The following is a 7,419-nucleotide window of genomic DNA, read 5'->3' as shown; positions in this document are numbered from 1 at the left end:
ATCAAATATGGCAGAACTTCTATTTGAAGAAAATCGTAAAGATAAAGCACTTCTACTATATATAACTGTTTTATATTATGATTTAAGTGGTTTGGATAACAATAATATTTTACTTGATTTTGACCAATTATTTATTGCTCCAAGTTTAGTGGATATAATTATAAGTTTAAAAGATTATTATAATGAAAATCTTGTTGAAACTTCACCATTTATTAATCAGCTTCCATTTTCATATTTTTCAATTGATACCTTTAAAAAAATTTTGAATGACTTATTTTCTAATGGGAATATAAATTTAGATAATTATAAAAAATATAAGCAAAAATATAGATTTTGAATAAAATAAGCCATTAAGTATAGAAGCTATAAACAACTTGAGACATAGTCTTGCTCACAGCACTACTGGTCAAGCAGATAAATGGGATTGTGAACAAATATTTGGATTAATAAAAATATTAATTGATACCTTCTTTTAAACATAAGATGGATTTAAGCCAGTAACTAATTCAAGGTACTTGTAAATCTCCATTTCATCTTCAGCATTACCAAATTCAGCTTCAACCCCAAATAATGCATTCATTATAGTTTCTATTTGGGATTCACTTAATTTTATATTGTAAATCATATAACTCACACTCCATTAATAATATATTTATATTATAACATCATTAAATTTAATAAACTAAAAATCATAAGAAATACATAATACAGATTGGAGATGTTTCTAATGGAAAATGATAATGAAATCAAAAATTTACTAATGCAGATACTTGAAAATCAAACTAAGGCAGAAATGAAAATTGACAAATTAGAACAGAAAATAAATAAGAATACACTACTTCTTGAAAAAGCAACTGACAATATTAAACTTTTAGCTGAAGGTCAAGAAACTATTGTTAATCAAATCGGTACTTCCTCTGATGAAAGCAATAATACCTTAAATAATAGACTTGAAGTCATAGAACTTGCAACAAGATCAATTTCAAAAGATGTTAAATTTATTAAGCATAAAATTCATGAAACTGAAGAAGATGTTTTTGATATAAAAGATCATCTTAAAATTATAAGATAAATAAAAAAATCACTGCAATATGAACAATGAAAATGAATTAAATTCTTTAAATAAATGAAAGTGGGTAATTTTTATTGAGAAATAAAATTGAAATTTTTAAAAATGAAGAACTTGGAAATGTAAGAACACTATTTATTAACAATGAATGTTGGTTTATTGGTAAAGATGTTGCTGAATGTCTAGGATACAAAGATACATCTGATTCATTAAGAACTCATGTTGATGAAGATGACAAAGGGGTAGGTGAAATACCTACCCCTGGCGGAAAACAACAAATGATATTAATAAATGAAAGTGGAATGTATTCTTTGATATTTAGTTCAAAACTTGAAAAAGCCAAAAAATTCAAACGTTGGGTTACAAAAGAAGTCTTACCTTCAATTAGACAACATGGACTATATATTACAGATGAACTGCTACAAAATCAACAACTACTAGAAGATAAAATAAGTGAATTAAAATATGATAATAAAAGATTGATAGAAGAAAAATCAGAAATAGAAAAACAAAATAAGGAGTATTTATCACAGGAGCATACTCTTTTCACGCTCTCAATACAAACTGGAATTAATAAGTCATATTTACCATCCTTAACAGTTCAAATCCTTAGAAACTTTCTAAAATCTAATAATAACTTGATTATTGACACCAAAGATAACTATTTTGTTCTAAAAAATACTCCAGTATTAAACGAAATGAAAAAACTAATTATAAACAAAAATGATAGACAAAAGATCTTATATATTGTTGGTGTAAAGATTATAGGTAATCTTATTTATATACCGACTAAATTTTTAGATGAAAATTATATACCATTAGAAAGTTGTTTAAATTATGAATAGAATGGAGATGTGATATTAATGAAAATTGCAATCTATACAAGAAAATCCAAGTTCACTGGAAAAGGCGAAAGTATAGAAAACCAAATATTAAAGTGCAAACAATTTATACAATTTAAATTTGATATTAATCCTGATGAAAATACAGAAGTATTTATTGATGAAGGATTTTCAGGGAAAAATGAAAACAGACCTCGATATCAGGATATGATAAAAAAAGTAAAAAATAAAGAAATTGATAGCATTATAATATACCAACTTAATAGACTTGGGAGAAATGCTCGAGACATACATAATACTATGCAGATGTGTGAAGATTTAGGTTGTGTCATATATAGTGCTACAGAAGGCTTTGACAGCTCCACTAGTTTTGGTAGAGCAATTATAGGTATACTTGCTAGTCTTGCACAACTAGAGCGTGAGCAGCTTGCTGAACGTGTCAGAGATAATATGTATACTCTTGCTAAGATGGGTAGATGGCTTGGAGGTCAATCTCCTTTAGGTTTTGATGGTACACGAGAATATTATATCGATGAAAATGGAAAAGAACGTTCTATAACGCAACTAAAACCCAATAATGATGAATTAAAAATAGTTAAAGCTATATATGAAAAATATTTATAAGAAAAATCATTGTCTCAAGTTGGAAAATGGGCATTAATGAATAATTTTAAAGGTAAAAATGGTGGGAATATTGATAAATCAACTATTGATGTTATCCTTAAAAACCCTGTATATGTTAAATCAAATAAAGACGTATTTGAATATCTTAAAAACAACGGATATGAAGTATTTGGTGAACCCAATGGGAATGGATTATTAAGATATGGCAAAAGCAATAGTAAAGAAGATATAAACATTGCTGCTACTGCAAAACATAAAGGTATAATTAATGCTGATGACTGGATTGAAATACAAAAAACATTAAAAGAAAATACAGAAAAAGCTCCTTCTATTGGAAAATCCAAGACAGCTCTGCTTACAGGATTGCTACAATGTAAGTGTGGTTCCAATATGCAGGTGCGTTATGGTCAGCCTCGTAAAGATGGTACTCGCCAACATTATTATATCTGTACCATGAAAATTAATTCTGGTGGTACCAGGTGCAACAGTAAGAATATAAATGGTTCTCTATTCGAGAAAAAGCTTATAGAACATTTAAAAACATATAGCAAAGAAAAATTGATACAACAACTAACAAAAACTTTAAATGAAAGTAAAGAATTAGAGAAAAACTTAAATATAGAATCAATAGATACTGATATTGAGGCAGCAAACAAATCAATGAGATCTATAATTGAAAATCTAAAAAGAACAACTGAAGAATCAATAGTAAAAGTTCTTTTTCAAGAAATGTCTCAAATACAAAAAACAATAAAAGATTTAGAAGATAAAAAACAAACTCTTCTTGAAGATCAATCAGAAATAGTACTATCTCAATCAGAAATTATTAATATAGTTAATCTTTTAGATGACTTTTTAAATTCATATGATTCACTTACATTTGAAGAAAAGCAAAAACAACTAAAAGTATTAATAAATAAAATCATCTATGATGGCATTAAGATTCATGTTGAATTTAGGCTTAAAAAAAAACTAGATAGTATATTCAATATACTGTCTAGCCTATTTTTAAAGTATAAAACATGTCAAACTAGTCTAACACGCTTCTGTATGACCTACAAATAGTCCGCTCTTTTCTCCTGCACAGAATAAATTATCTACTCCTGATACCTTCATATCATTAGTTCTAGGTGCTACTGATAAATACCTTATTGAATTTCCCTTGCTTCCTGCATATGGGTCTACATACTTTGCATTTTCAAGACCTTTTATTTTTCTTAACTTCTTTAATGGATAATAAGTAGTCATCAATTTAGCATGCCCAGTATCCAAAAGTATAATATTTTCTGCAAATTCCTTCAATGCATACTGCTGGCATACTTTTGTTTCAAGTTTTCCATAGTTAATATCTTCCTTTGGAACTTTTAAAACAACAACACCTTTGGTTTCAAGTTCATTTCTTATTTCTTCTGAAAGACTTTCCTTTGCAAGTTTACATGAACCTGACATTGCACCAAGAATGTCATCTCCTCTTTCTCCCTGTATATCATCTACACCGCATCTCTGGCTTATGCTTATTCTTGGTCCAAAAGCAGGACATCTCAAAACACACATTGAACATCCATTTCCATATCTGAGGCAGTTTCCCATAGGTCCTGTTGTTCCAGTTGTTTCAATAAAAACATCACCATCAATATAAGTATCATCACTCAAATAGACACCGTTAATTTTTCCGCTTACAAAATTTACATCATTAACTCTTGATTCCATCATAAGGTTTATGCCCATTGATTTAAGATACTTGCTTACTTCACCTTCAATCATATTTACATTATATAATGTTGCATGTTTATGTCCTGGGAAATCTACATTTTTATGGACTGATACTCTGTCTGTTATCTTTATAAGATCTCCGCCTCCAAGTGCTATCAGTTCTTCAGATGCAGTATATCTTCCATTGTTCCTCATTATGCCGCCTACATTTCCTAATCCTAAAAGAAGATCTGTCTTTTCAATTACAGTAACATCTGCTCCTGCTTTTTTTGCTGATATTGCTGCAGCAGCTCCTGACCAGCCACCACCAATAACAATAACCTTCATATAAATCTCCTCCCCTCAAAAATAGCTCTTGGATCAGCTTGTTCCTTGCAGAATCTCTTTACCCTGTGACCTGCAAATCTTGCTGTACATGCACCGCATATTCCTTCTCCACAACACATTTTGAAATTATTACAGCATGAAAGTGTTACATCATTTCTTCCCAGTTCATTTAAGTAATCTATAACATTATAAGTAAGAATATCAGCTCCTGCCATATGAATATATTTAACTCCATCATTAATTCCATCCCTTATTATGACTTTTGCATATTCAGACAGTTTACCTCTTTCAAGAAGATTCTTTTCTACAATATCTAAATCATATTCCTTTAAAAATTCACTGGCAAAGTTTTCATTAAAACTTCCTAAATCAAGTACTGCTGTAATTCTATTTTGCTTAGAACTAAGCTTTCTTATTACAGGCATCATTGGCGCAAGGCCTATTCCTCTTGCAAGAATAAGAACTTTATTGTTATTCTGTGCTTCAATATTTTTAAGGCCAAATACTCCATTCCAGTATGGCCCTCTTATTGATATGTTTTCATTTTCCTTTGTATTTAAAAGTTTGCTGGTCTTTATTCCCCTTATCTCTATGGCAATAGTTATAACATCATTCTCTATATCACTATTCATTATTGAAATAGGTACATCAAAATATTTATTTTCATCAGTCTGTATAAAAATATAACTTCCTGGTTTTACAAGATCCAAAACAAGTTTATGAGGTGCATTAAATTTTATCATTAATACCTTATCCTCATAATTTTTTACTTTTATAACCCTGCATTTATAAGTTTTACGTCCTTCCTTTGCCTTATTTCCATTATTATAAAGTTCCTGATATACACATACTCCTTTCCAGTTCAGACAGTCACAAAAACATTCTTCCTGACACTGTGAACATACAAGACACTGGCCATTTTCCGCTAATTTGCAAGGGCAGTATTCTGTCCCTAAATCAATACATTGTACAGGCTCTTTTATCATTTTCTCTCCTTCAGATAAAATTGCTTCTAGTATTAGATTATTTAAATTTTTCTAAAGTGCTACAAATATTTTTTAACAGCATTCATTTAATAATAGATTCCTCTCATAAATTTCATTTGTTGTTAAAAATGGTACTTATCAAATTGACATAAACCTCAATCTTCCCAAAACAAATATTACGTAATACTTTTCCAGATAATCTTAAATAAATATGTATGAAGTTATTTTCTTTGCAAATTCCATACTCTTTTTCATGATAGTTTCTCCTGTAATATACTAATGTAATATACTAAATACTCTACTTCATAAAGTTAAACAGATTCTTGTTCTATATAATATTTATGTTTTTATGGTATTACACAAGATATCTGTTCTTTATCTTTGTTGAAAAAGTTTCTAACAATATTGCACAAATTACTATAGCAATTGTTATAAATCCTACTTCTACTACATTAAAATAGAAATTGCTTGCCATAAAGAGTTCAAAGCCTATACCTCCTGCACCTGCTGCTGCACCCATTGCAACACCATTTGTAAAATTGATTTCAAATCTCATAAATGTCCACACTAAAATATAGCTTATTGAAGATGGTATTACAGCTTGAAATACTATCTGCCACCAGCTTGCACCAGTTGCTTTCAATGCTTCTATTGTTCCTTCATCCAGTTCTTCAAAAGCTTCGGAATAAGCCTTTATAAGATATCCTATGGTGTGGAATGTCATACCTATTATTGCTGCTTCACTTCCAAGACCTGCAGTTACAGCAAATATCAATACCCATAATACTGTTGGAACAGCTCTTATAAATGAAACAATGCTTTTTATAATATTTGAAGTCATAGGTGTAGATAAGTTTTTTGCTGCAAACAGCCCAAGAATAAGTGCTGCTACAGCACCAATTACAGTAGTCAAAAATGCCAATGCAAATGTTATTGCTATCTGATAAACTGCTTCTTCAAATGTAATATGTGAAGGTCCTGCATGCATAAACATATCTTTTAAGTTTTCTAATGTTTGTGAAACTGCACTTCCAAATTCTAATTCTTTATAGTCAAATGTCATAAATCCCAATATAGTTATACCTAAAAGTACTATAAGCGTAAGTCTCACATATTTTGTAGATTTATCATTTTACTTAATTTTGATTTTTCCAGACATACTTTTATTTATATGAAATTCCAATGGCTTCATTTTCGTTTCCATCATAAGATAACCCTCCTTACATTATTTGATATTAACTCTATAAAAAATACAGCTATAACTATTGTTATTACAACCAGACTTGCTACTCCATAATTCATATTTTTATAATAAAGATCAAATATAAATCCTATTCCAGTTCCAGTAAGTATTCCAATAAGAGTACTGCTTCTTATATTTGTTTCTATCATATAAAGTATCCAGCTTATCATCTGACTCATGCTTGATGGAATGACTGCCTGAAATACAATCTGTGAATATGATGCTCCACTTGCTTCAAGTGCTTCAATTGCATCACTGCTTGATTCATCTATTGTTTCAATAAATGCTCTTGTAAGTATTCCGAAAGATACAAAAAACAAAGCAAAATATCCAGTTAAAATATTCTGGCCAAATGATAAAAGAAAAATCATTGCCCATACAGCATCAGGAACATTTCTTGAAACTGATGCTGTAAGCCTGCTTATAGTGCTAAATATAGTGTTTATCTTTGTCACCTTTGATCCCATTACTCCAAAATCGAGTAGGTGAACCTCAGAAATAATTTTCTGAGGTCTTTCCTCTCACAGAACCGTGCGTGCAATGTCGTCAACTTAAGCAATTTAAAAATATAGATTATAATTATTTTTATATGGTATATTTAAATTTGTTTTAAAA

General features: G+C 29.5%; 9 protein-coding genes and 1 pseudogene. 5 read left to right on the top strand and 5 right to left on the bottom strand.

Annotated features, from left to right (window positions below):
* A partial coding sequence (locus Q0F58_RS15825) for a hypothetical protein (RefSeq protein WP_294378696.1) occupies window positions 1–337 on the top strand: 337 nt, incomplete at its 5' end.
* Between the two features lie 135 nt (window positions 338–472).
* On the opposite strand, the gene Q0F58_RS15820 is transcribed toward Q0F58_RS15825, so the two are convergent.
* Entirely contained in the window at window positions 473–625 is a 153-nt protein-coding gene (locus Q0F58_RS15820) for a hypothetical protein (RefSeq protein ID WP_294378693.1), read from the bottom strand.
* Between the two features lie 102 nt (window positions 626–727).
* On the opposite strand from Q0F58_RS15820, the gene Q0F58_RS15815 reads away from it, so the two are divergent.
* The 4 genes from Q0F58_RS15815 to Q0F58_RS15800 all read left to right on the top strand — a co-directional run bounded on the left by Q0F58_RS15815 (window position 728) and on the right by Q0F58_RS15800 (window position 3,600).
* Entirely contained in the window at window positions 728–1,072 is a 345-nt protein-coding gene (locus tag Q0F58_RS15815; protein WP_294378691.1) for a hypothetical protein, read from the top strand.
* A 74-nt stretch (window positions 1,073–1,146) separates the two neighbouring features.
* The gene (locus Q0F58_RS15810; RefSeq protein WP_294378688.1) at window positions 1,147–1,914 is read left to right on the top strand and encodes a Bro-N domain-containing protein; all 768 of its coding nucleotides are present in this window, start codon (window positions 1,147–1,149) and stop codon (window positions 1,912–1,914) included.
* Between the two features lie 18 nt (window positions 1,915–1,932).
* A complete protein-coding gene (locus Q0F58_RS15805; RefSeq protein ID WP_294378685.1) occupies window positions 1,933–2,535 on the top strand; it encodes a recombinase family protein in 603 nt (200 codons plus the stop codon).
* 9 nt (window positions 2,536–2,544) lie between these two features.
* Complete coding sequence (locus Q0F58_RS15800) at window positions 2,545–3,600, top strand: recombinase zinc beta ribbon domain-containing protein (RefSeq protein ID WP_294378683.1); 1,056 nt, start codon at window positions 2,545–2,547, stop codon at window positions 3,598–3,600.
* Here the strand turns inward: Q0F58_RS15800 and Q0F58_RS15795 are convergent.
* The 4 genes and pseudogenes from Q0F58_RS15795 to Q0F58_RS15780 all read right to left on the bottom strand — a co-directional run.
* Window positions 3,577–4,575, bottom strand: a pseudogene (locus tag Q0F58_RS15795) (FAD-dependent oxidoreductase); the annotation flags it as partial. The gene Q0F58_RS15800 and the pseudogene Q0F58_RS15795 overlap by 24 nt on opposite strands.
* The gene (locus tag Q0F58_RS15790; RefSeq protein WP_294378680.1) at window positions 4,572–5,561 is read right to left on the bottom strand and encodes a sulfide/dihydroorotate dehydrogenase-like FAD/NAD-binding protein; all 990 of its coding nucleotides are present in this window, start codon (window positions 5,559–5,561) and stop codon (window positions 4,572–4,574) included. The pseudogene Q0F58_RS15795 and the gene Q0F58_RS15790, both read right to left, overlap by 4 nt.
* A gap of 355 nt (window positions 5,562–5,916) precedes the next feature.
* Window positions 5,917–6,672: an ABC transporter permease gene (locus tag Q0F58_RS15785; RefSeq protein WP_294378676.1), complete on the bottom strand. Its 756-nt coding sequence runs from the start codon at window positions 6,670–6,672 to the stop codon at window positions 5,917–5,919.
* Between the two features lie 92 nt (window positions 6,673–6,764).
* Complete coding sequence (locus tag Q0F58_RS15780; protein ID WP_294378674.1) at window positions 6,765–7,271, bottom strand: ABC transporter permease; 507 nt, start codon at window positions 7,269–7,271, stop codon at window positions 6,765–6,767.
* Window positions 7,272–7,419: the final 148 nt, after the last annotated feature.

The sequence above is a fragment of the uncultured Clostridium sp. genome, assembly GCF_934754915.1.
Classification (GTDB): Bacteria; Bacillota; Clostridia; order Clostridiales; family Clostridiaceae; genus Clostridium.
Note: the sequence above shows the minus strand (reverse complement) of the source record. Positions and strands in the feature narration are given on the sequence as shown.